The organism is Halosimplex halophilum (assembly GCF_004698125.1).
Taxonomy (GTDB): Archaea; Halobacteriota; Halobacteria; order Halobacteriales; family Haloarculaceae; genus Halosimplex; species Halosimplex halophilum.
Genome location: NZ_ML214297.1, coordinates 205,138 through 227,971 on the forward strand (window position 1 = coordinate 205,138; position 22,834 = coordinate 227,971).

Sequence of the window (22,834 nt, forward strand, 5' to 3'; positions counted from 1 at the left end):
GCGGCGACGGCCGACCGGTCGGGGACCGGCCGCGTCGGGGGCGCCCACCGTCCGACGCGACGGCGGGGCCGGGGCAACTGTTTTGATGACCGGCCCGCATATCCCGACAGCTATGTCACACGGCACGAGCGGGACGGTCGAGTGCCCCCTCTGCGGGGAGGCGTTCGACCCGACCGCTGCGGGGGGCTGGTGTACGAACTCCGACTGCGGGGAATGGCAGTACGAGGCGGCCGCGCCCGAGGGGACGGACGGGGACGCCGAAGCAACGGACGGCGAGGGCGACGCGGAAGCGACGGACGGCAGGGCCGACGCGGAGCCGTCCCGGGCCGGCGTATCCGACCCTGCGGGCGCCTCGTCCGAGACGAACGCGGCCGACGAGCCCGACTCCGGCGGCGAAGCCGGTTCGGACAGCAACTCCGGCCCCGGCAGTGACCGCGACCCGGCCGGCGACGCCGACCGCGACCGCCGGGCGGCCGCCGACTCGGAAGCGGCCGACCCGGCCGACGCGGCCGACGGCGTCGCGGCCGCCGAGGGCGGGGCCGGCGTCGGCGCGCCGGACGCCGACGGGACGGAACGGGCCGACACCGGAGCCGGCGAGGGGACCGCGACCGACGGCGAAACGGGGGGCGACGCGCCGGCGGAACCCCGAACGACCGAGGCCGGCACCGACGACACCGGCGCCGACGGCGCGGCGGCCGACACGGACGAGGCGGCCGACCCCGATGGGGCAACCGACGCCGACGCGGACGGAGACGCCGGCGCCGACGAGGGGGTCGACCTCGCGTGTCCGAACTGCGGCGAGTCGGTCGGCGCCGAGGACAACTTCTGCGCCAGCTGCGGGGAGGACGTGTCGACGCTACAGGCGGGGCCCCTGACGGAGTGTCCCGCCTGCGATGCCGAAGTGGACCCGGAGGACAACTTCTGCGCGTCGTGCGGCGAGAACCTCCACACCCACCGCTCGGGCGGCGGGGGCGCCCCCGCTGAGGACGACGGCACGCAGGACGACGCCACGCGGGACGACACCACGCCGGACGACGCCGCAGAGGGAGCGGCGCCCGGCGGGACGAGCGCAGGTGAGGCCGCGAGCGCCGGGGGCGACGACCGGACGGTCGACCGAGACGACCGGACCGGCGACGCGGGAGCGGGGGCGGCGACCGGGGACGCCGACTCGACGGCGGAGGGACGGGAGTCGCTGGTGCTGGTCGTGCGCAACCGCGAGGTTGAAGTGCGCGACGGGGATACCGTCGGGAGAATCATCCGCAGTATCGTGGTGAACACGGGCGGCGACGAGGAGGAGGCGAGACAGATCCACCGCGAGCACGTGGAGTTCGTCCGCGAGGGCGGCCGGTTCCACCTCGTCGCGCTCGGGCGGAACCCGACGGTCGTCAACGGGGAGTCGCTCGACGAGGGCGAGCGCGTCCCCGTCTCGCCGGGCGACCGGATCGAACTCTCCGGCGTCGCCTCGATGCGCGTCGAAGCCCCCTGACCCCGCGGCACGGTCCGACGAGCGAGCATGGATACCAGAGACACGCGCCGTGAACTCGGCAGGTCCGTCCGCCTCCTCACCGACGAGGAGCGGTGGCTGTTCGTCGGACTGGTCGCCGGCGCCGCCGGCTACCTCATCTGGCTGGCCGGCACCGGCGTCGCCGTCTCCCAGGTCGCCGACGTGGCCGTCGGCGCCTACACCGTCGACCCCTGGTCGACCGAGGCGGCCGGCCTCGCCGCCGCCCTCGCCGTCCTCTGGGTTCTCCTCCCGTCGGCCGTCGCCGTCCGCTACGTCGTCCGCAACCTCACGAACCTGCGGGGCAACGTCGAGCAGTGTTACCGCTTCGACCGGCCGCTGGTCGCGCTCGTGCCGCCGCTGGGCCTGCTGGCCGTCGCCGTCGCGGTCGGCGCGGTCCGCGGCGCCGCCACGTGGTACGTGCTCGCGCTGCTCGCGGTCGCGAACACCCTCCTGCTCGTCCGGACCGTCGCCTACGGCTACCGCGTCTACTCCTTCTCGGCGCCGCGGCTGCTGCAGGCGCTCGTGTTCATCTCGGCGGTCGTCGCGACGACGGCGACCGTCTCGCGGGCCGCGTCGCTGGGCGGCCAGGCCGCGCTGGTCGAGGCGGCCGCCGCGCGCTACGGCGTCGGCGACCTGGTCTTCGGCGAGGTGACCCGCGCCGGGCTCACCGCGCCGCTGCTGCCGCTGGTCGCGGTCGCCACCCCGGCCGTCCTCGGGCTGGCGTACGTGTGGGTCCAGCTGTTCGCCAGCCTCCTCGTCCGGGTCCGCCGGCCGGACGTGCCCCGGTCGGCGATCCGGGCCGGCCAGCGCTACCCCCAGGTCGTCCAGCCCGGCACGACCGACCGCCTGGCGATGGGTACTGCCTCGGGCAGCGGTACCGACGACGGGTCCGCCGATGGGGTTTCGGAGTCGAGCGACTCGGCCGGCGGGTCCGCCGGGGGTTCGACCGCCGGCAGTTCGACCGCCGAGGCCGAGTCGGGCGGCAGCGACCCGGCGAGCGACGAACCCGGGTCGTCCGGCTCGGACGGGGACGCCGTCGAATCCCCGGGGCAGACGCGGGTGTTCACGCCGCCGGAGGACGCCGACGACGTGAGTCCCGAGGCCGCATCGGGCGCGACCGGGGGGACGGGCGAGCCGACGGTGAAAAACGAGTTCTGTCCGATCTGCGGGGAGACCTACGCCGCCGACGCCGACCACTCGAACTGCCCGAACTGCAACGCGGTCCTCGACAGGGACTGAGCCCTGCGGCGAGGGCGTCGGCCCCCGCCGTCCGGCCCGCGGGACCGCCGAACCATCGTGATTTTTCACCGTTCGCCCTGTGAGTCGGTGACATGGTCTCCCGACGCGAGTTCCTCCGGACCGTCAGCTTGCCCGTCGCCGCGTCCCTCGCGGGCTGTGGACTGTTTTCAGTCGATTCGGGGACGGAGACGAGCACTCCCGACGCCGATTCCCCGACCGAAACCCCCGGCGCGACGACGCCGGGCAACGCTTCCGACGCGTCGACGGCGACGCTCACGCCGACGGCGACGCTCACGCCGACCGACACTCCGTCGACGGGAACCCCCGGGACGACAGCGCCCGGCCCGAGGGGCACGGCGACCCCGAGCCCGACGCCCCCCGGGAGCGCGACCGACTCAGGACTCGCCGGCACCGCGGCGTTCACGCCGGCGTCCGGACCGGCCGCGAGCGACTTCGGGACGGCGGTCGCGCTCTCGGAGGGGGTCGCACTGGTCGACTCGGACGGGGAGTCGGTCGCCGTCTTCGAGTCGGGCGGGGACGGGTGGCGCCGGACGGCAACGCTGGCCCCCGAGGGGGACCCGGAGGCGTACTCCTACCTGCCGCTCTCGATAGCGCTCGACGGCGACACGGCGTTTCTCGGCGGACTGGAACTCGGCGACGAGGGCGCGGTCGCCGTCGTCGAGCGGGTCGGCGACGAGTGGACCCGTCGCGCGCTGGTCGCGCCCGGGGCGTCGAGCGACGAGGAGTACTACAACTTCGGGCGGTCGGTCGCCCACGACGACGGGACGCTGGTCGTCGGCGCCGTCAACGAGCCGACGACGATGGTCTCCTACAGGGGTCACGTCTTCGTCTTCGAGGGGTCGGGCGACGACTGGTCGCAGGTCGCGAGGTTCGGTACCGAACCGCACGACCTGTTCGGCCGGTCGGTCGCCGTCTCCGGCGGGACGCTCCTCGTCGGCGCCCCCGCTGCGGGCGAGGGCACGGAGTGGGACGGCACGGTGTTCGTCTACGAGCGCTCGGGCGACGAGTGGAGCCGGAAGACGACGCTCTCGGTCGAGGCCGAGGACGCGGGCTTCGGTCGACAGGTCGCGCTCGACGGCGACACCGCCGTCGTCGGCGCGCTCGAGGCGAGCGACCGCGGCCGGGTTCACGTCTTCGAGCGGACCGCCGACGGCTGGACCGAGCGCGCGGCGTTCCCGGCGCTCGGCGACGCCGACGGTACGGAGGCCGCCGGAACCGTCTCGGTCGACGGGACCACCGCGCTCGTCGGACGGCCCCGCGACGACGGGGCGGGCGAGGCGCTCCGGCTCGAACGGACCGGCGACGGGTGGGAACGGACGGCCCGGCTCGTCGCTGACCGCCGCGACGCGGTAGATCGGTTCGGCGCCGCGGTCGCGCTCCACGGGGAGTCGGCACTGGTCGGCGCGCCGACGACTGACGACGACCGGCCGGGACGGGCCTACCGGTTCGATCTGTAGGGTCGGAGAGACGACGGGACCGATCAACTACCGTGCGTCCGCGACCTCCGCCAGCGCCTCGGGGTTCTCGATGGAGGACATGTCGCCGAGGTCCTCGCCGGTGTAGCTTCCCTCGATGGCCCGCCGGATGATCTTCCCGCTCTGGGTCTTGGGGAACTCGTCGACGAACAGCACCTCCCGCGGCCGGAACGGCTTGCCGAGTTCCGCGCCGACCAGCTCGCGGATCTCCGTCCGCAGTTCGTCCGACTCCTCGAAGCCGTCCTCGACGACGACGAAGAGGACGACGGCCGTGCCGGTGGTGTCGTCGGGGACGCCGACGGCGGCGGCCTGGTTGACCGCCTCGTGTTCGATGGCGGCCCCCTCGACCTCGGCGGGGCCGACCTTCCGGCCGGCGACGTTCAGCGCGTCGTCGGCCCGGCCGTGGAGGAACCAGAAGCCGTCGGCGTCCTTCTGGGCCCAGTCGCCGTGGTCCCACAGGTCCTCCCAGGTCGACCAGTACTCCCGGAGGTACCGCTCGTCGCCCGACCACAGCGACTTCGTCATCGACGGACAGGAGTCGCGGGCGACGAGGTACCCCCGCTCGCCCGTGTCGGCGATGCTCTCGCCGTGTTCGTCGACGATGTCGATGTCCATCCCGAGGCCGGGACCGCCGAGCGTGCAGGGCTTGAGGTCCTGGACGGGCATCGGCATGAGGAAACAGCCGCAGATCTCGGTGCCGCCGGAGATGTTGATGATCGGCGTCTCCCCGTTGCCCACCTGCTCGTAGAACCACAGCCACGACTCGGGGTCCCAGGGCTCGCCGGTCGAGCCGAGGATCCGGAGGCTGGAGAGGTCGTGGCCCTCCAGCCACTCGTCGCCGTGTTTGCGCAGGGCTCGAATGGCCGTCGGGGAGATGCCGAACTGGGTGATCCCGTGGCGGTCGATCATCGCCCAGTAGCGGTCGGGCTCGGGGTAGTCCGGCGCGCCCTCGTACATGAAGACGGTGTTGCCGAAGTGGTGGTTGCCGATCAGGGTCCACGGCCCCATCATCCAGCCGATGTCGGACACCCAGAAAAAGCGGTCCGCGGGCTTCAGGTCGAACCCGAAGTACAGCTCCTTGGCGCACTGGACGTTGACGCCGGCGTGGGTGTGGACGATCCCCTTCGGCTCCCCGGTGGTCCCCGACGAGTAGAGGAGCATCGACTCCTGGCTCGCGTCGAGTTCGCGCGTCTCGAACGCGTCGTCGCACGTCTCGACCGCGTCGGCCCACCAGCGGTCCCGGCCCTCGGTCCAGGGGATGTCGTGGTCGCCCGCGTCCGCGTCGGCCGCGGCTTCGCCGTCCGCGGACCTGGTCCCCGCGTCGCCGCCGCGGGTTCCGAGCCGGTCGTAGACGACGACCTCCTCGACGTGGCCGGCCTCCGCGATCGCGTCGTCTGCGGTGCCCTTCAGCCGGACCTCGTCGCCGCGGCGGTAGAAGCCGTCGCCGGTGAACAGGACGGACGGCTCGGCGTCGTCGATCCGGGTGGCGGTGGCGTCGACGCCGAACCCGGAGAAGATCGGGACGGCGATAGCGCCCACCTTGAAACAGCCGTAGAGGATCGAGACGACCTCGGGGACCATCGGCATGTACAGCCCGACGGTGTCCCCGACGCCGACGCCCCGCGAGTCGAGGTAGTTCGCCACCCTGTCGGCCTGGCGGCGGAGTTCGTGGAAGGTCACCTCCCGTATCTCGGCCGCCTCCCCGTTCGGTCCCACTGGCTCGCCCTCCCAGATGCAGGCGACCTTGTTCCGGGTCTCGGCGTCGGTCGCGGCGTGGCGGTCCAGCACGTTGTGGGCGACGTTGGTCGTCCCGCCGGGGTACCAGTCGGTGAACTGGGGGCCCTCGCTGTCGTCCCGGACGCGGTCGTACGGCTCGAAGAACTCGACATCGAGGTACCCGGTCATCGTGTCCCAGAACCAGTCGATGCCCGAGGCGGGCCGGCCGGGGTCGGCTTCGGTCGTCCGGGCGATCAGCTCCTCGTAGTCGTCGATGTCGTAGGTCCGCATGAACTGCCAGACGTTCGTCGACTCGACGAACTCCCGGTCCGGGCGGTGGACCACCTCGTCGATGTCTCCGAGTGAGTCGGACGCCATACCGGACGTTCGTCCGGTGAACCCAAAGTATTTGCCCGGTCGATCGTGAACGACGGCGGCGGCGAGCGGTGGTTCTCCCGCTCGCCCGCCGCGGTTCGACGGGGTGGTCCCGCGCGTTCGCCGCGGCGAGTGCCCGCAAGTTCTTTTCGCGTGGCCGTCCGAGGGTCGGGTATGTACGTTCGGGACGCCAAGAACCGCGACGAGGCCTGGCTGCTGGACCACATCGAGGCGATGGGGCTCGACGAGACAGCGTTCCGTTCGCGCGACTACGTGATCGCCGTCGACGAGGTGGACAACGTCAGGGCGGGATTCGGCCGGTACCGCGTCCACAAGACCGACGACGCCGAGCACTGCGAGCTCACGAGCATCGGCGTCCTCGACGGCTGGCGGGGCCAGGGCGTCGGCGCCCACGTCGTCGAGCGGCTCGTCCGCACGGCCGCCGACGAGGGGTTCGAGACCGTCTACTCGCTGACCGACGAGCCCGACTACCTCGCGCAGTTCGGCTTCGACCCCATCGAGGAGTCGGCGCTGCCCGAGCGGCTCCGCGAGCGCCTCTCGGAGAAGCGCGACGGGGTCGCGCCCGAGGCGGTCCCGATGCGCGTCGACCCCGAGGAGTTCCGCGTGCCCGACCGCCTCCGCCAGGCGTTCAAGGGCGCGGCCGCCGCGGAGGCCGACGACGAGCCCGAGGAGGGCCCCGAGGACTTCGGGATCGACCCCGACGAGGCGACCTACAAGTACGACACCGGCCGGTGAGCGCAGGATCCGGGGAGTTCCGCGACGCCCGGGCGGCGCCCAGGGACCGGCTCCCGCCCCGGGAACGGAAGTTTAAAGATTGTATCACGGCCAGTTTCGGGACAAGAATGCTCCCGATCCCGCTCCAGCTGGTCGACGGGTTCCTGCTGAAGGTCAACTTCGGCGACGCGCTCATCGTCGGGTTCGTCCTGGGACTGTTCGCCGTGGCCACCCAGCGCTCGCGGAAGCTGCTGACGCTGCACCTCATCGCGTTCGGCGCCCTGTTCCTGCTCGCGCCCGGCAGCATGTACGAGCCCCAGGAGCTGAGCCTCCTCAGCGGCATCCTGCAGTACAAGATCATCGGCCTCGTCCTGCTGGTCGTCTCGCCGGTCCTCTACACGACCGCCCAGAAGTAAGCCCCTCTCCGTTCTCGTCGAGTCCCCGCCCGCGACGCGCCGACGGCGAGCAGCGGCGTCACTCGATCTTGCCGAGCGCGGTGAAGAAATCGAGCGGCGGGCCGGCGATCCGGACCGGACGGGCCGCGCGTTCGAGCGTCACCTCCGCGGGTACGTCGAGCTCCCGGCGGGCGCGACCGTCGCTGACGACGAAGCCGCCGTCGGCGTCGTCGACCCGGACCGTGACCGTGCTGTCGATGTCGACCGCCAGCGGCGGCATCGACTCCGCGCCGCACATCTCCGTGAGCACGAGCGTCGACACGTTCGGGTGGACCAGCGGGCCGCCCTCGCTGAGGTTGTACGCGGTCGAGCCGGTCGGCGTCGCCAGCAGGATCCCGTCGGCGTGGCCGCTGGTGTACAGCGAGCCGTCGACGCGCACCTCAAGGGCGGCGCCGCCGCCGTGACCCCTGCGCGGCCCCTGGACGACGACCTCGTTGAGCGCCGGCGGCAGCGACCACCCGTCGCCGCTCGCCTCGACCCGCGGCATGTCCCGGGTGTCGACCGCGCCGCGCTCCTGGTACTGTTCGACCTCCGCGGTGACGGCGGCGACGGCGTCCTCCGGCGGGACGGCGTTGAGAAAGCCGACCTCGCCGAGGTTGACGCCCATGATCGGCGTCGCCCCGGCGGCGCGGGCGGCGAACAGGAAGGTCCCGTCGCCGCCGATGCTCACCACCAGGTCGCAGTCGGCCAGTTCGTCGACCGGGACGCCCAGCTGCGCCGGGTCCGGGTGGTCGCTCGGCCACGCCGCGGGGTCGTCCGCGGACTCCTCGTCGACCGCGACGGTCACGCCCATGTCGACCAGCCGCTCGTACAGGTCGGCCACGATGCCCGCGGCGCGGCGGTTGCCCCGCTGGCCGACGATTCCGACTCGCATTGGCGTCCGCTTCGCGTTCCTCCCCAATAAACGACCCCGTCGGCGTCCGGCGACCGCCGGGGCCGGCGACGCTCTCGTCTCGCCCCCGTCCCCGTTCTACGCCCCCGTGCCCGCTCGAATCAACTCCGATAGCCGGCGGGCAAGTTTAATGCCGGGGGAGACGCACCTTCGCCCATGAGTACCCCGGAATCCGGGGAGGCGAACGGATGAGCGACGACGCGGACGACGACTGGTTCGAGGACGCGCTCCGCGACGACGAGGCCGAGGAGACGGACGACTCCGCCGCGGACTCCGAGAGCGGTAACGAGGACGACGCGTTCGACGACTGGAGCGGCGACGACCCGGACGACCGCGAACCCTTCGACGAACCGGGCGACGACGGGGCGTTCGCCGATTCGAGCGATGGCGCGGAACCCGGTAGTGGGACCGACGCGGACACCCGCGGGGACACTGGCGGTGGGAGCCCGTTCGGCGACACCGGGACAGGCGACGAGAGCCCGTTCGGTGACACCGGGAACAGCGGTGGAAGCGCGTTCGGCGACGTGGGGACCGGCGGCGAGAGCGCGTTCGGGGACGCCGGGAGCGGCGACGGCGGTGGCTTCGGCGGCGGCGACGGCGGCGGGCTCTTCGACGACGACTTCGCCGACGCCATGGGCGGCGTGGGCGGCGGCGACGCCGACTTCGAGGACGAGGACTTCGAGTCGGACATCCCCCGCCTCGACCTGGGTATCGAGGGGCTCGACAACATGGTCCAGGGCGGGATCCCGCTGCGCCACCTCATGGTCATCGTCGGCGGCGCCGGCACCGGCAAGACCACCTTCGGCCTCCAGTTCCTCCAGCACGGGCTGGAGAAGGACGACACCGACCGCGGCGTCTTCATCACCCTCGAACAGACCCACGAGGACATCATGGCCACCGCCCGCGAGCGGGGCTGGGAGTTCGAGCGCCACGAGGCGGAGGGCAACCTCGCGGTCGTCGACCTCGACCCCGTCGAGATGGCCAACAGCCTCGACAACATCCGCGGCGAGCTCCCCGAGCTCATCGAGGATTTCGGCGCCGACCGGTTCGTCCTCGACTCCGTCTCGCTGCTGGAGATGATGTACGACGACGTCTCCCGCCGGCGCACCGAGGTCTTCGACTTCACCCAGAGCCTGAAGGAGGCCGGCGTCACGACCGTCCTCACCAGCGAGGCCAACGAGGACAACCCCTACGCCTCCCGCCACGGCATCATCGAATATCTCACCGACGCCGTCTTCCTGCTGCGATACGTCCGCTCGGAGACCCAGGAGACCCGCCTCGCCGTCGAGATCCAGAAGATACGCAACGCCAACCACTCCCGGGAGACCAAACCCTACGAGATCACCATGGACGGCATCTCGGTGTACGAGCAGGCCAATATCTTCTGACCATCTTTTTCGCGGAGGGGCGGATATCCCGCTTGGTTCGGGAGCGCTTCGCTCTCTCGTCGCTGAGCGAATCGAAGATTTCCGGTGACAGCGACCGCGAGCGCGCCGAGGGCGTTCAACGGCTGCCATCGAGTGGGCCGCGCTCACTCGGCTCCTCTCCGCGACAGACCGATCAGATCAACCCAAGCAACGAGCCACTCGAACCGGGCGGCGTCGCGGCGCCGCGCGCCGGCATAAAGAGTTTAGGCGGAGAGTGTCGAATCGGGGGCCATGACCGAGTACACCGTGGAGTTCGCGGGGACCGGCGAGCAGATCACGGTCTCCGACAAGGAGACCATCCTGAGCCGGTGCATCGAGGAGGGCATCGCCCAGGAGTACTCCTGCCGCGTCGGGATGTGTCTCGCCTGCTCGGCGAGGATCGAGGAGGGCGAGGTCACCCAGCCCGCGGCCCGCGGGCTCACCGAGGAAGAGGCCGAGGACTACGCGCTGACCTGCATGGCCCGCCCGCAGTCGGATCTCGTGCTCGACCGGGGCAAGTACCCGCCGAGCATCGAGGACGACGCCGCCCGGGCCGCGGGCGCCGACCCCGACGCCGCCTCCGCCGACGACTGACCGTCACCGAATCGAGTTCCCATGAAGGTCCTCCGCGCCGTCGGCGTCGCCGCCCTCAGTATCGTCGACGCGCTCGTCCCCTCCGTCGTCGCCGCGCTCGCCGTCCTCTTCATCTCGGCGGACCCGTGGGTCGACGCCGCGAACCCGTGGCTGCTGGCCGCCATCGCGGGCGTCGTCGCCTTCCTCGGTACGCTCGCCGTCGGCTTCTCGATGACGCTGCTCGGCCACGGCCCGTTCCCGGTGACCCGGCTCACGAAGCGGCTCTGGGAGTGGTGGCACCGCCCCTGGTTCGCCGGCCGCAACCGGCGCGGCCGCGGCCGGTAGATCCGTTACTGTCTCCCACGGCGGGGCAAACGCTTTTCGCTCGGGGCGCGACGGACCGGATATGAGCGACAGCGCCCCTCCCGACGAGTTCGTCACGCCGCCGCCGGCACAAGCGGGCGACCGGGTCGCCGTGGTCGCGCCCTCCAGCGGCGCGGCGACGGTGTTCCCGGACGTGCTGGACCTCGCGCTCGACCGCCTGCGCGACCGGTTCGACCTCGACCCGACCGTCTTCGAAACCGCCGAGGCCGACCCCGACGAACTCCGCGACCGCCCCGAACTGCGCGCCGCGGACGTACACGAGGCGTTCCGCGACCCCGACATCGCGGCGGTCTTCGCCACCATCGGCGGCGACGACCAGCTCCGGGTGCTGAAACACCTCGACCCACAGATCCTGCGGGCGAACCCCACCCGCTTCTTCGGCATGAGCGACAACACCTGCCTCGCCAGCTACCTCTGGACCCAGGGGGTCGTCTCCTACTACGGCGGGCAGCTGCTCAATCAGGTGGCGACGCCCGGACACCTCCCCGAGTACACCGAGCGGTACCTCCGCCGGGCGCTGTTCGAGGAGTCGCCGGGCGAACTCGAACCGGCCGACGAGTGGACCGACGACGTGGTCGAGTGGGGCAGCGAGGACTACCGGGAGACAGAGCCGGAGTACGAACCGAACGACGGCTGGCGGTGGGACGTGCCCGAGGAGCGCGCCGGCGAGGTGATCTCGGGCCGGCTCTGGGGCGGCTGTCTCACCGTCCTCCAGTGGTTGCTGGCCGCCGACCGCGCCGTCCCAGACCCGGCGGCCCTCGACGGGGCCGTCCTCGCCGTGGAGACCTCCGAGGAACTGCCGAGCGCCGACGAGGTGCGGCGGGTCCTGACCTGCGTCGGCGAGCGCGGCCTGCTGGAGCGGTTCGACGCCGTCCTCGTCGGCCGCCCGCAGACCCGCAGTCGCGACGACGACCGGACCGACGCGGAGCGGACGGAGTACCGCGAAGACCAGCGGGCGGCGGTCCGCGAGTGGGTCCGCGAGTACAACGCCACCGCTCCGCTCGTCTTCGACCTCGACTTCGGCCACACGAACCCGACGGTTCCGATGCCGATGGGCGGCCGCGTCGCGATAGACACTGCCGACCGGACCGTCGCGTTCACCGGCCGCTGACGGTCCCGGGAGTTCGGCCCCGCTCGGGTCGCGGACCGCCGGTCAGAACTCCTCCTCGCCCCCGCCGAACTCCTCCTCGCCGCCCCATTCGTCTTCTTCCTCGCCCCACTCCTCGTCTTCCTCCCACTCCTCCTCCTCCTCGCCGCCGCCGATCGCCGAGGCCACGGCGCCGAGCAGACCCTCTTCCTCCTCTTCTTCGTACTCCTCCTCGTCGTCCAGGTCCACGTCGATGTCGCGGTCGGAGTGTCCGTGGCCGTGTTTGTGGCGTTTCGCCCCCGTCAGCTCTTCGAGTTCCCCGGGGTCGAGCCAGACGCCGCCGCAGTCCGGGCAGTAGTCGATCGTCACGTCGTGTTCCTCGCGCTGTTCGAACTCCGCGCCGCACTGTGGACAGTCCAGCGAGCGGTCGAGCACCATGGTTGCGGGAATCGTGACGGAGAACCAAACAGTTTTCGCCCGTGATACGACGGGTGGTGGCCGCGGCGGAGCGGGGTCGGTAACGGGACGGTACCGGCGCGACAGGTTCACTCCTCGTCGACGGGGTCGAAGGCGTTGTCCCGCGTCGGGAACTCACCGGTCTCGACCTCGTCGACGTACTGTTCGACGGCGCGGCGGATCTCCGAGTCGAGGTCGGCGTACTCCTTCGCGAGGCTGTAGCCCGCTCCGCCGAGCCCGAGCACGTCCGAGACGACGAGCACCTGGCCGTCCACGTAGCGGCCCGAGCCGATGCCGATGGTCGGGACCTCGACGGCCTCGGTGACCTCCCGGGCCACGCCCTCGCTCACCGTTTCGAGGACGATCGAGAACGCGCCGGCCTCCTCCAGCCGCTGGGCGGTTTCGACCAGCGCCTCCCCGGGCGAGGAGGTGTCGGTGTCCCGGCCCTGGACGTAGGCGCCCCCGATCTGGTGTTTGCGCTGGGGCGTGAGACCGACGTGGCCCTGGACCGGGATCCCGAGTTCGGTCAGCCGGTCGACGATCTCGACCGTCGTCTCGCCGTAGGGCGCGGTCTCCAGTTTCACGGCGTCGGCGCCTGCCTCCTTGAGGAACCGGCCGGCGTTCTCCACCGACTCCTCCATCGACGTGCCGTAGGTGAGGAACGGCAGGTCGGCGACGACGAACGCCTCCTCGGTGCCGCGGACGACCGCCGCGGTGTTCGAGAGGGCCTCCTCCAGGGTGACCGGGAGCGTGTCGTCGTAGCCGAGGTGGTTGTCCCCGGCGCTGTCGCCGACGAGGATCATGTCGACGCCCGCCGCGTCGACCTGCCGGGCGATCGGCGCGTCGTAGGCGGTCAGCATCGTCAGGGGCGTCCCGTCCTCGTACTTCTCGTAGAGGTCCGGAATTGTCGTGCGAGACATCGCGATTGGTCGCTCTTCGACGGCCAGCGGTTTATCAGTTGCCGGAGTCGGGACGAGGGCGTTCGGTTCGATGTGCGTACTTACCGTCGGCATCCGCGCGCCTGTGGCGCGCGGTTCGACCACCGGAGCCGTCGGAGACGGCGGAAGTGGCCTTTTTCACCCATGTTTTTGCCGGCGGGGTTCCCCGCAGGGAGCGGAGCGACCGAGGAAACCCCGCCGGGAAAAAGATGGCCTACACTGAGCATCCGGTGGCGGAGAGCTCACGAAACCGACGGCGTCGAGGGGTGAGGGCTGTGCGGCGCTGGCGGGCGAGCGCAAGGTAAATACCCCATCCTCCGTTATCGGTGAGCAATGAGTTCCGAGACGGCCGACCATCGACGGTTGATCATCGCGGGCTCGGGCATCGCGGGGCTGACCGCCGCCATCTACGCGGCCCGGTCGAACCTCGACCCGCTCGTGCTGGAGGGCGACGAGCCCGGCGGCCAGCTCACGCTGACGACCGACGTGGAGAACTACCCCGGGTTCCCCGACGGCGTCGGCGGCACCGAGCTGGTCAACGACATGAAGGCCCAGGCCAAGCAGTTCGGCGCCGAGATCACCCACGGGATCGTCACCGACGTCGACGACGAGGTCCGCCCGTTCGAGGTGGAACTGAACACGGGCGACACCTACACGGCCGACGCGTTCATCGCCGCCAGCGGCGCGAGCGCCCGCACCCTGGGGGTGCCGGGCGAGGACGACCTGATGGGCTTCGGCGTCTCGACCTGCGCCACCTGCGACGGCGCCTTCTTCCGCGGCGAGGACATGGTCGTCGTCGGCGGCGGCGACGCCGCCTTCGAGGAGGCCGACTTCCTGACGCGGTTCGCCGACACGGTCTACCTGGTCCACCGCCGCGAGGAGTTCCGCGCCGAGGACTACTGGGTCGACCGCCTCCGGGAGAAGGTCGAGGACGGCGACGTGGAGATCATGACGAACACCGAACTGCTGGAGGTCCACGGCTCCCAGGAGGAGGGCGTCGACCACGTCACGCTCGCGCAGAACGAGTCGGGCCACCCGAAGGACAACCTCGACGACCCCGAGACCGAGACCTTCGACTTCGACGTGGGCGCCGTCTTCGTCGCCATCGGCCACACGCCCAACACCGACTACCTCGAAGACACGGGCGTCGAACTCGACGACGAGGGGTACGTCAGCACGCTCGGCGGCGAGGGCGGCAACCAGACCGCCACGGGCGTCGAGGGGCTGTTCGCCGCGGGCGACGTGGTCGACCACCACTACCAGCAGGCGATCACCGCCGGCGGCATGGGCTGCAAGGCCGCGATGGACGCCGACGCCTACCTCGAACGCGAACTGTCGGCCGAGAGCGGCGCCGAGGCCGCGGCCGAAGCCGACGACTGAGACGGTCGCGGGCACCGATTTTTCCGCGGGACGGTCCCGAGAGCGCACGCTTCCACCAGAGTCATACGTCGGCTCTCCCAACGGAGGCCATGGCAGAACCCGAGACGGTCACGCTGACGCTCGAATCCGACGACGCGACCGACGAACTGGAAGTACCGGCCACGCTCGTCGAGATGCTCGCCGAGAGCGAGGACGAGTCGCCGCCCGAGGTCGTCGGCGACATCGCGATGTTCGGCCTCGCGCAGCGCATCCACAGCGCCGCCCACCACAGCGAGGGCGAGCCCAGCGACGAGGTCGCGGAGACGGAGCAGCTGACGCTGGACCTGTTCGAGGAGCGGTTCGGCCGCTCGTTCGCGGAACTGACCGGCCACAGCCACTGAGACACTTCTCGCAGTAGTCGCGGTAGCCCACGACCGACGACGGGACCGGAGCCGCTCAGGGCACGTCCCAGCGGATCAGGACGCCGTCGTCGATCCGCTCCACGTCGCGCAGCGACAGCTCCGGGAAGTCGTCGACGAAGCCGTCGCCGTCGGCCAGAGTGGGGGCCTTCCACCCGCCGATGACGGCGGCGCCGACGAACGTCGAGAGCTCGTCGACCAGGTCGGCCGCGAACAGCGAGAAGATGAGTTCGCCGCCGCCCTCGACCATCAGCCGCTCGATGCCCCGCGACTCCAGCTCCGCCAGCGCCGCGGGGAGGTCGACCTGCTGCTGGCCGGCGGAGACGACCTCGGCGCCGGCCTCGGTTATCTCGGCGACGAAGTCCTGCGGCGCGGCCTCGCTGGTCAGGAGGATCGTCTCGGCGCGGTCGTCGAGGACGCGGGCGTCGGTGGGCGTGCGGATCCGCGAGTCGGCGACGATCCGGGCGGGGTTCTCGGGCTTGCCGGCGTCGCGCCGGCGCTCCCGGCGGGCGTCGTCGTCGACGGTCAGCGAGGGGTCGTCCGCCAGCACCGTGCCGACGCCGACCATGACGGCGTCGCTCTCGGCGCGCAGGGCGTCGACCCGGTCGAAATCGGCGGGGCCGCTGATCTCGACCTGTTCGCGCTCCCGGGTCGAGAGCTTCCCGTCGGCGCTCATGGCCGCGTTGACGACGACGTGCATACCCGGTAGCTGCGCGCTCGCGGGAAAACCGCTTTCGATGTGAGACGCCGCGCTCTCGGGGCGCACACCCGTTCGCGGCCGCCCGGCCCGGCGGTCACTCCGGCCGTTCGGTCAGCTTCCGGGCGTCGAGGCGTTTGGCGCCGTCGATCCCGGCGGCGCGGAAGGCGACGGCGTCGCCGTCGGTCCACAGCTCGTCGAGGTCGAAGACGTACTCGTCGGTCCAGCTCTTGAGCCGCGCCTCGCCGGCGTCGTCGATCTCCAGGAAGGTGCGCGGCGTCTCCTGGGTGGCGATCTCCCACTCGTCGTCGCCAACCGCGAACGACTCGCTCTCGGCGTCGGACCAGGCGAACACGCAGCGGTACTGCTCGCGCGGCTGGTCCGAGCGCTCGTGGTCGACCCGCTTGTCCGTCTCGAAGTCGATGCCCCTGGCCGAACACCACTCGCGGAGGTGCGCCTCGTCGAACCGCTTCGGCGCGTCCGCGCCCGCCCCCGACCGCCGCCAGAGCACGTGCGACTCCGACGGCTTCCCCCGGAAGGTCGGAGGTTGCATACTCCCGATTCGACCGTCGGACCGTAAATAGCTACCGCGAAAGTCACCGGCGGTGATAGCTCCGCCGCGGGTCGACCCCCCGCCGCGGGTCGACCCTCCACCGCGGGTCGGCCCGTCGGCCGCGGCGAGAGCGGGCGCGGCGGCGGTCACCCGACGGGAACGATTTTTACCGGGGCACCACAAGGTCCGGTGATGAGCTTAGACGACCATGCCGAGGAGCTCGCCTCCGACCTCGGCGTCGACAAAACGGAGGTCAAACGCGACCTGGAGAACCTCGTGGAGTACAGCGTCCCCGTCGAGGAGGCCAAGGACAGCCTCCGCCGGAAGTACGGCGACGGCTCCGACGACGGCGGCCCCACCACCAAGTCCATCGCCGAGATCACCACCGGCGACTCGTCGGTCACGGTGACCGGGACGGTCCTCACCGTGGGCAAGCGGTCGATCCGCTACCAGGGGAGCGACCACGTCATCTTCGAGGGCGAGATCGCCGACGAGACCGGCAAGATATCCTACACCGCCTGGGACGACTTCGGCCTCCAGGCCGGCCAGACGATCACCGCCGGCAACGCGGGCATCCGCGAGTGGGAGGGCGAACCGGAGCTCAACCTCGGCGAGAGCACGACCATCGGGCTGGCCGACGAGGAGCTCGACGTGGCGTTCCCGGTCGGCGGCGACGCCGGCCTGGCCGAACTCGAACCGGGCGACCGCGGCCGCAACGTCGAGGTCACGGTACTGGAAGTCGAGACCAAGACCATCGACGGCCGGGACGGCGAGACGGAGATCCTCAGCGGCATCTTCGCCGACGAGACGACGCGGCTGCCGTTCACCGACTGGGAGCCCCACGACGAGATCACGGAGGGCGCCTCGGTCCGCCTGGAGGACGTGTTCGTCCGCGAGTTCCGCGGCGCGCCCTCCGTCAACGTCTCGGAGTTCACCGAGGTACGGGAACTCGACCGGCCCGTCGAGGCGACCGAGGACGCGCCCCGCCTGGCGGTCCGCGACGCCATCGAATCGGGCGGCCTGTTCGACGTGGAGCTGGTCGGCAACGTCATCGCCGTCCGGGACGGCTCCGGGCTCATCGAGCGCTGTCCGGAGTGTGGCCGCGTCGTCCAAAACGGCCAGTGTCGCAGCCACGGCGCCGTCGACGGCGTCGACGACCTGCGCATCAAGGCGATCCTCGATGACGGCACCGGGACCGTGACGGCCATCCTCGACGACGAACTCACCGAGGAGGTCTACGGCGGCGACGTGGCGGACGCGAAGGAACACGCCCGCGACGAGATGGACCAGGAGGCGGTCGCCGACGCCATCCGCGAGACGCTCGTGGGGCGGGAGTTCCGCGTCCGCGGCTCGCTGTCGGTCGACGAGTACGGCGCCAACCTCAACGCCCGGTCGTTCGACGAGACCGACGACGACCCGGCGAGTCGCGCCGCCGACCTGCTGACGGAGGTCCGGCCATGAGCGGCTCGGAGGACCAGGGCGGCGCGGGACGGCGCGAGGTCGCCTACCGCGTGTTCGCCGCGGAGTTCGACGACGCCGACTTCTCCTACTCCGAGAGCGACGAGGAGCGCGCCCCGAACTACGTCGTCTCGCCGACGGGCGGCCGGATCAACCGGCTGTTCGTCGTCGGCGTCCTCACCGAGGTCGAGAACGCCAGCGAGGACGTGCTCCGCGCCCGGGTCGTCGACCCGACCGGCGCCTTCGTCGTCTACGCCGGCCAGTACCAGCCCGACGCCCGGGCCTTCTTCGAGCGCGCCGAGCCGCCGCTGTTCGTCGCCGTCACCGGGAAGGCCCGCACGTTCCAGCCCGACGACTCCGACGTGACCTACACCTCGATCCGGCCGGAGAACGTCAACGAGGTCGACGCAGAGACGCGGGACCGCTGGACGGTCGGCACCGCCCGCCAGACGCTCGACCGCGTGCGGACGATGGCCGACGCGCTCGCGCGCGACCAGCGGGGCGACGAGCTCCGCGCGGCGCTCGAAGCGGAGGGCGTCGACACCGGGCTCGCGGCGGGCGTCCCGCTGGCCATCGACCACTACGGCACGACGGCGGCCTACCTCGACGCGGTGCGGAACACGGCGGTCCAGGCCGCCGAGGTCGTCGCCGGCGAGCGCGAGGAGGTCGAACCCCACTCCGCCTCGCCGGACGCCCCGGGCGAGGCGGACCTCGCGACGCTGGCCGCGCTCGACGTGACCGCGAGCGTCGGCGGCGAGACGACGGACATCGGCGGCGCGGTCGAGACGGAGCCGTCGGGGGCCTCCGGCACCGCCTCGACGGACGCGGGGACCGACACGACCGAGACGGAAGCGGCGACCGGCACCGACACCGCGAGCGCGGACGCGAGCGGCGAGACGGCGTCCGCGGGCGGCGAAGCGGCCGGCGGCGAGAGCGCCACTGCGAGCGCGGAGGCGGACGAGACCGGGTCCCCTTCCACCGACTCCGAGCCGGCATCCGCCGAATCCGAACCGGTCGGTGCCGAGGGAGCGACCGGGGCCGAGGCCGAACCGTCCGGGTCCGGGTCGACGGAGTCCGCCGCAGTCGAGGCCGACCCCGCTCCGGCCGGCGAGAGCGCCGGGAGCGACGATATCGGTTCCGACGCCGGCGCCGATGCGGTAGACACGGGCGTCGACTCCGACGGCGACGACCTGGAAGACTTCGACGGCGAGTTCGAACTCGACGAGGAGGAGCGCGAGGAGATCGAGGAGGAGTACGGCACGAGCTTCCAGAGCGGCACCGAGGTCGACGAGCCCGGCGAGGCCGGTATCGAGACGCCCGACCCCGAGGAACTCGCCGAGGCCGAAGCGGAGGCCGGGGCCGGCGAGTCGCCGTCGGCGACCGCCGAAACCGGCAGTGAGGCGGACGAACCCGCGTCGGAAGCCGCCGAGACGGCCACCGGGACCGCGGAAGAACCGGCGACGGAGACGACCGACGAACCGGCGACCGACACCGGGCCGGAGTCGGAGCCGGAACCGGACACCGCCGACGAGGTCGACTCCGCCGACGCCGAGGAGCCGGCGGAGGACGTCGACGTCGAGGACGCGGTGATGGACGCGATGGCCGAACACGACGACGGCGAGGGCGCCCACGCCGACGAGATCGTCGAGGCGGTGACCGCGCGGACCGGCGCCGCCGAAGAGGAAGTCCGGGAGGCCATCCAGGACGCGCTGATGGGCGGGCGCTGCTACGAGCCCGAGGACGACGTGTACAAGCCGATCTGATGGGCGTCGAACCGATCCCCGACGAGCCCGCGGCGGTCGGGACCTGCGGCGGCGAGCGGGTGCTCGTCGTCGCGGACTTCCACGCCGGCATCGAGGCCGGACTGCGCCGCGAGGGGGTCGAACTCCCCGACCACGCGCCCGACCGCCGCGAGTCGCTGTGCGCGCTCGTCGACGCCGAGCGGCCGGACCGGCTCCTCTTCCTCGGCGACCTCGGCCACTCGATCGGCGACCCCGGCCGCGACGAACGGGAGGAGGTCCTCGCGCTGTTCGACGCGCTCCCGGACCTGCCGGTCACGCTCGTCAAGGGCAACCACGACGGCGACGCCCAGTCGGTCCTCGAACGGGTCGACCAGCCCGTCGAGGTCACGCCCGGTCACGGCGTCCGGATCGGCGAGGTCGGGTTCGCCCACGGCCACACCTGGCCGAGCCCGGACGTGCTCGCCGCCGATACCGTCTGCGTCGGCCACGAACATCCGGTCGTCCGCCTCGAAGACGAGGTCGGCGGCGCCCGCGTCGAGCGGGTGTGGCTCCGGGGCGACCTCGACCCCGAACCCTTCCGGGAGTTCCACGGCGGCGACCTCGCCGTCGACGGCGAACTCGTCGTCTTCCCGGGGTTCAACGACCTTTCCGGCGGCACCTGGGTCAACGTCGCCGGCCAGGAGTTCCTCGCCCCGTTCCTCCCCGACGGGCTGGTCGACGGCGAGGCGTACCTCCTCGACGGTACCCGCCTGGGCGACTACCGCCGGGTCTGAGCCCGCCGTGTCCGCGTGGCGAGTTCGGACCGGTCGTCCCTGGAGCGATCAGGTGAGAGTCGGTGCGGTGCGGTCGGCGTGCGCTGTCGCGCGTTTCATCGCGCGACAGTAGCCGCGCGAGGGATGAGCACCGCACGCCGCAGGCGCGCGGAGCGCAATCGGCTGGGGAGGTTCGTGGCTGTCTGCGTGTTGTGCGGGCGGTCGCGGTACCGTGCTGTGCGGTCCCTGGTGGACTGAAAGGGCGAGGCGCGCTCGCGCCGAGAGCCGCCTGAGCGGGCCACTATCCGCGCGGTGCGAGGCGCGTGGCGCCTCGAAGCGAACGGCTGTGCCGTGAGCGGGCGGTGCGGAGAGCGCGGATATCCCGCTCAGCGACCGCGAGCGCGCCGAGGGCTTTCAACGCCTGCTGTCTCCTTCGGTTGCGGCACTGCTAGCGAACGTGCCGAGAGGTTTGAGCACACACCGAAGAGTGCATCCACCGCCATCGACATCAGTCGTCGAGTGCGTCGGCGACCCGCGGGGCGAGTCCGTCGGCGATGGAGGCCATGCCGGCGTCGCCCGGGTGGAGCAGGTCTGTGGTCAGGCCGTCGGCCGGGGACAGTTCGCGGCCGTCGACGAGGGAGACGTTCGGTGATGCACACCCTTCCACGACGGATTCGAGCGCCTCGCGGTAGGCGCGGGCGCGCTCGCGGTCGCCGCTCTCCCGGAGGTCGGCGTGGTAGGGGAACAGCGTCACGCAGACGACCGGGCGGTCGGGGTCGGCCGCCGCCACGGTCTCGACGAGGGACGCGGCGCGCTCGCGGAACTGCTCGACGGTGAACCCGCGGTTGGCCATGTTGACCGACAGCGACAGCGTCGCAACGGCCCAGTCGTCGCGCTCGGCGATGTGGTCGGCGACGGCCGGCTCGCAGTAGGCGGCCCCGGACATGCCGAGGTTCACCGGGTCCAGCCCGCAGTCGCGGGCCACGCGGGCGACGTAGTTCAGGTGGGTAGCCGACGCGGCCGCGCCCTCCGTGATCGAGGTGCCGTAGGCGAGGTACCGGCGGTCGGGCACCTCGTCGGGGTCGGGCGGGCGACACTCGCCCCGCACGTCGTGGAGCGCGACCGGCGCCCGGGGCTCGAACCGGAGCCGGCAGACCAGCGGGTCGAACGCGCCGGCGGCCTCGGCCGCGGCCGCGGGGGTCAGGTCGGTCAGCGGCTCGGGCACCGACAGCTCGACCTCGGTCGGTTCCGGACCGAGCTCAAGCGCGTCCTCGCCCTGGAAAGTCCCCCAGAACGGGCGGACGACCGTCTCGGCGGCCGCCGAGAGGGTCAGCCGGACGGGGCCGCCGCCCCGCGAGACGAACCTGACCTCGCACCCGGCGGGGTGGCGGATCCGGTCGCGGGCGGCGACGTTCAGGTTCCCGGCGACCCCGCTCGGGACGCGCCGGAGTTCGTCGCCCGCGTCGGTCCAGTCGGGGTCGGCCAGTTCGGCCACGCCGTGCAGTGCCACCGACGGGTAGTCGTCTCCCGGGGACATCCGTTGATACGCCACCTGTCGGTAGCAGGGTCGAAACCGTTTCGGTCGGGGCGGGTCGTGCCGGGGCCGGCGGGCGCCCGTCGCGCCGGAAATATCAGAGCATTTCGATGTATTGGGAAGATTTAAGTCTCGACTCGGGCACCGAACGGGTATGGTCGACCGGAAGGTGGTCGTCGCGGGCGCAGTCGCCGCGGTCGCCGTGCTCGTGCTCGGGGGGATCGCGGGCGCGATGGTCCTCGGCGGTGGCGGCGGCGGCGACACGCCGACGCCCGACGACGCGGACGGTTCGGACGAGCCAGACGACAGCGGCGGGTCCGCGGACACGCCGACGCGGGCTCCGACGACCGCCGGGAACGGGACCGCGACGAACGGGACTGCGACGGCCTTCCCGACGCTGACGCCCACGTCGGCGGCGACGCCGACCGCGACGCCGACCGCCACCCCGACGGTCACGCCGACGCCGACGGTGGTCCCGACGCGGACGCCGATGCTCCCGCGGCGGTTCAGCGAGCGCGAGGTCGAACTCGAACTCCGCCGGCTGATCAACGACTGGCGGCGGTCCAACGGCCTGAAGGTGTACGCGAACGCGAACGGGTCGCTGGTCGAGCGCATCAACCGGATGTCGCTGAACCACAGCGAGGCGATGGCCGAGCGGGGCGAACTCGTCTACGAGACGCACAACCTGTCGGTCGCCGGGCGCTACAAGGAGTTCGGGCTGTTCGAGACCTGCAAGTTCAAGAAGAAGGACGCGCAGTTCATCGTCAGGCCCGACAAGAACCAGTTCCAGGTGATCGGCCAGACCTACATCGCCCGCAACTTCCAGGAGAACGGCGAGACGGTCTACCACGAGAACGAGACCGCCGTCGCGCGCGAGATCTTCAGGGACTGGACGGACAACCGGGTCTACGCCCAGGTGCTCGACTACCCCAACGCCAACCGCCTCGGCCTCGGCATCGAGATCACCGAGGACAACGAGGTGTGGGTGACGGGCAACATCTGCGGCACCGGCGACGACCCGAGCTGACGACCGCCGCGTCGACCGGCGTGGCCGCAGTCCGCGG

22 protein-coding genes are annotated in these 22,834 nt (G+C 71.8%); 15 read left to right on the forward strand and 7 right to left on the reverse strand.

The window, feature by feature from the left end; all coding sequences use genetic code 11:
- The first annotated feature begins 112 nt into the window (after positions 1 to 112).
- The 3 genes from E3328_RS01140 to E3328_RS01150 all read left to right on the forward strand — a co-directional run bounded on the left by E3328_RS01140 (position 113) and on the right by E3328_RS01150 (position 4,221).
- A complete protein-coding gene (locus E3328_RS01140) occupies positions 113 to 1,486 on the forward strand; it encodes a double zinc ribbon and FHA domain-containing protein (protein WP_135362796.1) in 1,374 nt (457 codons plus the stop codon).
- A gap of 27 nt (positions 1,487 to 1,513) precedes the next feature.
- Positions 1,514 to 2,743: a hypothetical protein gene (locus E3328_RS01145; RefSeq protein WP_135362797.1), complete on the forward strand. Its 1,230-nt coding sequence runs from the start codon at positions 1,514 to 1,516 to the stop codon at positions 2,741 to 2,743.
- Positions 2,744 to 2,835: 92 nt separating this feature from the next.
- Complete coding sequence (locus tag E3328_RS01150; protein ID WP_135362798.1) at positions 2,836 to 4,221, forward strand: FG-GAP repeat protein; 1,386 nt, start codon at positions 2,836 to 2,838, stop codon at positions 4,219 to 4,221.
- A gap of 27 nt (positions 4,222 to 4,248) precedes the next feature.
- Here the strand turns inward: E3328_RS01150 and E3328_RS01155 are convergent, their stop codons facing one another.
- Positions 4,249 to 6,333 carry an AMP-binding protein gene (locus E3328_RS01155; RefSeq protein ID WP_135362799.1) on the reverse strand — a complete coding sequence of 695 codons (2,085 nt, stop codon included), beginning with the start codon at positions 6,331 to 6,333 and terminating at the stop codon, positions 4,249 to 4,251.
- Between the two features lie 171 nt (positions 6,334 to 6,504).
- Between E3328_RS01155 and E3328_RS01160 the strand changes: the two genes are divergently transcribed.
- Together E3328_RS01160 and E3328_RS01165 are read left to right on the forward strand one after the other, a co-directional pair.
- Positions 6,505 to 7,086, forward strand: coding sequence for a GNAT family N-acetyltransferase (locus E3328_RS01160; RefSeq protein ID WP_135362800.1), 582 nt, complete (start codon positions 6,505 to 6,507; stop codon positions 7,084 to 7,086).
- Positions 7,087 to 7,193: 107 nt separating this feature from the next.
- Positions 7,194 to 7,481 (forward strand): DUF8006 family protein, encoded by a 288-nt coding sequence (locus E3328_RS01165; RefSeq protein WP_135362801.1) that lies wholly within the window; start codon positions 7,194 to 7,196, stop codon positions 7,479 to 7,481.
- 58 nt (positions 7,482 to 7,539) lie between these two features.
- On the opposite strand, the gene E3328_RS01170 is transcribed toward E3328_RS01165, so the two are convergent.
- On the reverse strand, positions 7,540 to 8,394 hold the full coding sequence (locus E3328_RS01170) for an NAD(+)/NADH kinase (RefSeq protein WP_135362802.1): 855 nt from the start codon (positions 8,392 to 8,394) through the stop codon (positions 7,540 to 7,542).
- A gap of 206 nt (positions 8,395 to 8,600) precedes the next feature.
- Here E3328_RS01170 and E3328_RS01175 point away from each other — a divergent pair, with 206 nt between their 5' ends.
- From E3328_RS01175 to E3328_RS01190, 4 genes are all read left to right on the forward strand, one after another.
- The gene (locus E3328_RS01175) at positions 8,601 to 9,800 is read left to right on the forward strand and encodes a KaiC domain-containing protein (RefSeq protein ID WP_135362803.1); all 1,200 of its coding nucleotides are present in this window, start codon (positions 8,601 to 8,603) and stop codon (positions 9,798 to 9,800) included.
- A 270-nt stretch (positions 9,801 to 10,070) separates the two neighbouring features.
- The gene (locus E3328_RS01180) at positions 10,071 to 10,412 is read left to right on the forward strand and encodes a 2Fe-2S iron-sulfur cluster-binding protein (protein WP_135362804.1); all 342 of its coding nucleotides are present in this window, start codon (positions 10,071 to 10,073) and stop codon (positions 10,410 to 10,412) included.
- A gap of 21 nt (positions 10,413 to 10,433) precedes the next feature.
- The gene (locus tag E3328_RS01185) at positions 10,434 to 10,736 is read left to right on the forward strand and encodes a hypothetical protein (protein ID WP_135362805.1); all 303 of its coding nucleotides are present in this window, start codon (positions 10,434 to 10,436) and stop codon (positions 10,734 to 10,736) included.
- A 61-nt stretch (positions 10,737 to 10,797) separates the two neighbouring features.
- The gene (locus E3328_RS01190) at positions 10,798 to 11,886 is read left to right on the forward strand and encodes a S66 family peptidase (protein ID WP_135362806.1); all 1,089 of its coding nucleotides are present in this window, start codon (positions 10,798 to 10,800) and stop codon (positions 11,884 to 11,886) included.
- Between the two features lie 42 nt (positions 11,887 to 11,928).
- On the opposite strand, the gene E3328_RS22305 is transcribed toward E3328_RS01190, so the two are convergent.
- Together E3328_RS22305 and panB are read right to left on the reverse strand one after the other, a co-directional pair.
- Positions 11,929 to 12,300, reverse strand: coding sequence for a TFIIB-type zinc ribbon-containing protein (locus E3328_RS22305; protein WP_135362807.1), 372 nt, complete (start codon positions 12,298 to 12,300; stop codon positions 11,929 to 11,931).
- A gap of 107 nt (positions 12,301 to 12,407) precedes the next feature.
- Positions 12,408 to 13,238 (reverse strand): 3-methyl-2-oxobutanoate hydroxymethyltransferase, encoded by an 831-nt coding sequence (panB, locus tag E3328_RS01200; protein WP_135362808.1) that lies wholly within the window; start codon positions 13,236 to 13,238, stop codon positions 12,408 to 12,410.
- Between the two features lie 351 nt (positions 13,239 to 13,589).
- Here panB and E3328_RS01205 point away from each other — a divergent pair, with 351 nt between their 5' ends.
- Both E3328_RS01205 and E3328_RS01210 read left to right on the forward strand, forming a co-directional pair.
- Positions 13,590 to 14,636: an NAD(P)/FAD-dependent oxidoreductase gene (locus E3328_RS01205; protein WP_135362809.1), complete on the forward strand. Its 1,047-nt coding sequence runs from the start codon at positions 13,590 to 13,592 to the stop codon at positions 14,634 to 14,636.
- A gap of 89 nt (positions 14,637 to 14,725) precedes the next feature.
- Complete coding sequence (locus E3328_RS01210; protein WP_135362810.1) at positions 14,726 to 15,016, forward strand: DUF7545 family protein; 291 nt, start codon at positions 14,726 to 14,728, stop codon at positions 15,014 to 15,016.
- Positions 15,017 to 15,071: 55 nt separating this feature from the next.
- On the opposite strand, the gene E3328_RS01215 is transcribed toward E3328_RS01210, so the two are convergent.
- Both E3328_RS01215 and E3328_RS01220 read right to left on the reverse strand, forming a co-directional pair.
- Positions 15,072 to 15,734 (reverse strand): 2,5-diamino-6-(ribosylamino)-4(3H)-pyrimidinone 5'-phosphate reductase, encoded by a 663-nt coding sequence (locus E3328_RS01215; RefSeq protein WP_135362811.1) that lies wholly within the window; start codon positions 15,732 to 15,734, stop codon positions 15,072 to 15,074.
- 94 nt (positions 15,735 to 15,828) lie between these two features.
- Positions 15,829 to 16,284: a hypothetical protein gene (locus E3328_RS01220; RefSeq protein ID WP_135362812.1), complete on the reverse strand. Its 456-nt coding sequence runs from the start codon at positions 16,282 to 16,284 to the stop codon at positions 15,829 to 15,831.
- A gap of 192 nt (positions 16,285 to 16,476) precedes the next feature.
- Between E3328_RS01220 and E3328_RS01225 the strand changes: the two genes are divergently transcribed.
- From E3328_RS01225 to E3328_RS01235, 3 genes are read left to right on the forward strand one after another with little or no spacing between them, the layout of a single operon-like run.
- Positions 16,477 to 17,745, forward strand: a complete 1,269-nt coding sequence (locus tag E3328_RS01225; protein ID WP_135362813.1) for a Single-stranded DNA binding protein — start codon at positions 16,477 to 16,479, stop codon at positions 17,743 to 17,745.
- Complete coding sequence (locus E3328_RS01230) at positions 17,742 to 19,505, forward strand: hypothetical protein (protein ID WP_135362814.1); 1,764 nt, start codon at positions 17,742 to 17,744, stop codon at positions 19,503 to 19,505. The genes E3328_RS01225 and E3328_RS01230 overlap by 4 nt, the downstream gene beginning before the upstream one ends.
- Complete coding sequence (locus E3328_RS01235) at positions 19,505 to 20,257, forward strand: metallophosphoesterase (protein WP_135362815.1); 753 nt, start codon at positions 19,505 to 19,507, stop codon at positions 20,255 to 20,257. The genes E3328_RS01230 and E3328_RS01235 overlap by 1 nt, the downstream gene beginning before the upstream one ends.
- A 487-nt stretch (positions 20,258 to 20,744) precedes the next feature.
- On the opposite strand, the gene E3328_RS01240 is transcribed toward E3328_RS01235, so the two are convergent.
- The gene (locus tag E3328_RS01240; protein ID WP_135362816.1) at positions 20,745 to 21,773 is read right to left on the reverse strand and encodes a GDSL-type esterase/lipase family protein; all 1,029 of its coding nucleotides are present in this window, start codon (positions 21,771 to 21,773) and stop codon (positions 20,745 to 20,747) included.
- Positions 21,774 to 21,924: 151 nt separating this feature from the next.
- Between E3328_RS01240 and E3328_RS01245 the strand changes: the two genes are divergently transcribed.
- Positions 21,925 to 22,797 (forward strand): spore germination YkwD domain-containing protein, encoded by an 873-nt coding sequence (locus E3328_RS01245; RefSeq protein ID WP_135362817.1) that lies wholly within the window; start codon positions 21,925 to 21,927, stop codon positions 22,795 to 22,797.
- Positions 22,798 to 22,834 lie beyond the last annotated feature (37 nt).

Bases quoted from the DNA above. Each gene is read 5' to 3' on its own strand.
- E3328_RS01180 (WP_135362804.1), top strand. From the start codon at position 10,071: ATGACCGAGTACACCGTGGAGTTCGCGGGGACCGGCGAGCAGATCACG.
- E3328_RS01175 (WP_135362803.1), top strand. From the start codon at position 8,601: ATGAGCGACGACGCGGACGACGACTGGTTCGAGGACGCGCTCCGCGAC.
- E3328_RS01240 (WP_135362816.1), bottom strand. From the start codon at position 21,773: ATGTCCCCGGGAGACGACTACCCGTCGGTGGCACTGCACGGCGTGGCC.
- E3328_RS01230 (WP_135362814.1), top strand. From the start codon at position 17,742: ATGAGCGGCTCGGAGGACCAGGGCGGCGCGGGACGGCGCGAGGTCGCC.
- E3328_RS01165 (WP_135362801.1), top strand. From the start codon at position 7,194: ATGCTCCCGATCCCGCTCCAGCTGGTCGACGGGTTCCTGCTGAAGGTC.
- E3328_RS01215 (WP_135362811.1), bottom strand. From the start codon at position 15,734: ATGCACGTCGTCGTCAACGCGGCCATGAGCGCCGACGGGAAGCTCTCG.
- E3328_RS22305 (WP_135362807.1), bottom strand. From the start codon at position 12,300: ATGGTGCTCGACCGCTCGCTGGACTGTCCACAGTGCGGCGCGGAGTTC.
- E3328_RS01235 (WP_135362815.1), top strand. From the start codon at position 19,505: ATGGGCGTCGAACCGATCCCCGACGAGCCCGCGGCGGTCGGGACCTGC.
- E3328_RS01185 (WP_135362805.1), top strand. From the start codon at position 10,434: ATGAAGGTCCTCCGCGCCGTCGGCGTCGCCGCCCTCAGTATCGTCGAC.
- E3328_RS01155 (WP_135362799.1), bottom strand. From the start codon at position 6,333: ATGGCGTCCGACTCACTCGGAGACATCGACGAGGTGGTCCACCGCCCG.
- E3328_RS01205 (WP_135362809.1), top strand. From the start codon at position 13,590: ATGAGTTCCGAGACGGCCGACCATCGACGGTTGATCATCGCGGGCTCG.
- E3328_RS01225 (WP_135362813.1), top strand. From the start codon at position 16,477: ATGAGCTTAGACGACCATGCCGAGGAGCTCGCCTCCGACCTCGGCGTC.
- E3328_RS01245 (WP_135362817.1), top strand. From the start codon at position 21,925: ATGGTCGACCGGAAGGTGGTCGTCGCGGGCGCAGTCGCCGCGGTCGCC.
- E3328_RS01145 (WP_135362797.1), top strand. From the start codon at position 1,514: ATGGATACCAGAGACACGCGCCGTGAACTCGGCAGGTCCGTCCGCCTC.
- E3328_RS01190 (WP_135362806.1), top strand. From the start codon at position 10,798: ATGAGCGACAGCGCCCCTCCCGACGAGTTCGTCACGCCGCCGCCGGCA.
- panB (WP_135362808.1), bottom strand. From the start codon at position 13,238: ATGTCTCGCACGACAATTCCGGACCTCTACGAGAAGTACGAGGACGGG.
- E3328_RS01220 (WP_135362812.1), bottom strand. From the start codon at position 16,284: ATGCAACCTCCGACCTTCCGGGGGAAGCCGTCGGAGTCGCACGTGCTC.
- E3328_RS01210 (WP_135362810.1), top strand. From the start codon at position 14,726: ATGGCAGAACCCGAGACGGTCACGCTGACGCTCGAATCCGACGACGCG.
- E3328_RS01170 (WP_135362802.1), bottom strand. From the start codon at position 8,394: ATGCGAGTCGGAATCGTCGGCCAGCGGGGCAACCGCCGCGCCGCGGGC.
- E3328_RS01160 (WP_135362800.1), top strand. From the start codon at position 6,505: ATGTACGTTCGGGACGCCAAGAACCGCGACGAGGCCTGGCTGCTGGAC.
- E3328_RS01140 (WP_135362796.1), top strand. From the start codon at position 113: ATGTCACACGGCACGAGCGGGACGGTCGAGTGCCCCCTCTGCGGGGAG.
- E3328_RS01150 (WP_135362798.1), top strand. From the start codon at position 2,836: ATGGTCTCCCGACGCGAGTTCCTCCGGACCGTCAGCTTGCCCGTCGCC.